At 41.1% G+C, this 1,896-nt stretch carries 1 protein-coding gene; it reads right to left on the reverse strand.

Going from position 1 to position 1,896, the window contains the following annotated elements; genetic code table 11:
• On the reverse strand, positions 1-1,838 hold a 1,838-nt coding region (locus GX437_03680), incomplete at its 3' end, for an amidophosphoribosyltransferase (protein NLJ06753.1).
• Between the last annotated feature and the right edge of the window lie 58 nt (positions 1,839-1,896).

The raw sequence follows: 1,896 nt of genomic DNA on the forward strand, positions 1-1,896 counted from the left end.
ACTTTGTTTCCACCGGGAGTAGGATAATTGCCTGTAAAATACCAGTCACCGGAATGATCGGGAATCGCACGGTGGAGGTCTTCAATTGACTGGTAAATGATATGCAGTTTGGCTATCATTTTAGGCGGACGAATCAGCTCTTCAATTTTAGCAGTGATTTGTTCTGTATTGAATGGAGCATAAATTTCCCTGACATGATTTACTGTTTTTTCGAGCGGCAACGAAATATCTTCCTTACATTTACGGTACACATCGCGTAAAATGTAATCCATGTTATTTTCTTTAAGCAGCTCAATGGCCGCACGGAAAGCAACAAAATCTTTCAGTTTCGACATATCGATACCGTAACAGTCGGGATAGCGTATCTGCGGAGCAGAGGATACAATGATCAGTTTGTCGGGTTCAAGCCTGTCGAGCATTTTAATGATGCTTTCCCGTAAAGTTGTTCCTCTGACAATGGAATCGTCCAGCACGACCAGATTATCTTTCCTTGTTTTTACCAACCCATAGGTTGAATCGTACACATGGCTGACCAGATCGGTACGCGTGGTGTCTTCCGTAATAAATGTTCTGATTTTAGTGTCTTTTACAGCAATTTTTTCCACCCTGATCCGTTGCGACAGAATTCTTTCAATGGCTAAAGGGTCAATGACATCAAGCGAAGAAATTAATTCCTTTTTTCTTTTGTCGAGATAGTCGTTAAGTCCTTCAACAAGGCCGAGAAATGCCACTTCTGCCGTATTCGGGATGTAAGACAAAACGGTATTTTCGAGGTCATAGCCAATAGTATCGAGTACTTTGGGAGCCAGCAACTTACCCAGTTTTTTACGTTCACGGTAAACGTCTTCATCTGTTCCCCTGCTGAAATAGATTCTTTCAAAAGAGCAGGACTTTTTTTCTCCCCCTGTAATTAAAGGAATACAATCAATTTTACCATTTCTCTTGATAATCATTCCATGCCCGGGCTTAAGCTCATGAATTTCCTGATAAGGGAGATTAAAAGCCGTACGAATGGCAGGCTTTTCGGAAGCAACAACCGCCACTTCATCATCATGATAATAAAAGGCAGGACGTATTCCATTCGGATCGCGGATGACAAAGGCATCGCCATGACCGATGAGCCCTGCTATAACATATCCCCCGTCAAAATCTTTGACGGTTTTAGATAAAATATATTCGTAGGATAGATTGTCGGCTATGAGGTCGGTTATTTCTTTTTTACTAAAGCCCTGGTCTTTATATTTCTGATACAGATGTTCATTTTCACTGTCAAGAAAATGTCCTATTTTTTCCAGAACGGTAAGGGTATCAGTCAGATTGAGCGGATATTGACCCAGATCAACCAGTTTGTTGAAAAGCTCATCATTGTTTGTCATGTTGAAATTTCCGGCAATAAGCAGGCTTCTTGTCTTATAGTTGTTTGGCCTGTAAACCGGATGGCATTGGCGTATGTCGTTTCCTCCATAGGTTCCGTAACGCAGGTGTCCGAGTAACAATTCGCCCAGAAAAGGGAGATTTTCCTTGAAAACATTTGTATCCTGAACGGGATATTTCATCTGAAAACGCTGATAATCCTGATACATCTGTCTGAATATCGAGGCAATCGGATTAGCATCTACCGACCGGTTGCGATACATGTATTCTTTTCCATACGGTAAACCCAGACTAACAATACCTACTCCTGCCCCATCCTGACCTCTGTTGTGTTGTTTTTCCATTAAGATGTACAATTTGTTCAACCCGTACAGTGGCGTTTTATATTTTTCAGTATAGTAGGAAAGAGGTTTAAGGAGTCGGATCAGGGCTATTCCACATTCATGCCTGATAATGTCACTCATTCAATTTTTTATTTGTGCTGCAAAAGTACAAATTTATCCGTAGCAGATTTCTTTTCAC

The organism is Sphingobacteriales bacterium (assembly GCA_012517435.1).
Taxonomy (GTDB): domain Bacteria; phylum Bacteroidota; class Bacteroidia; order CAILMK01; family JAAYUY01; genus JAAYUY01.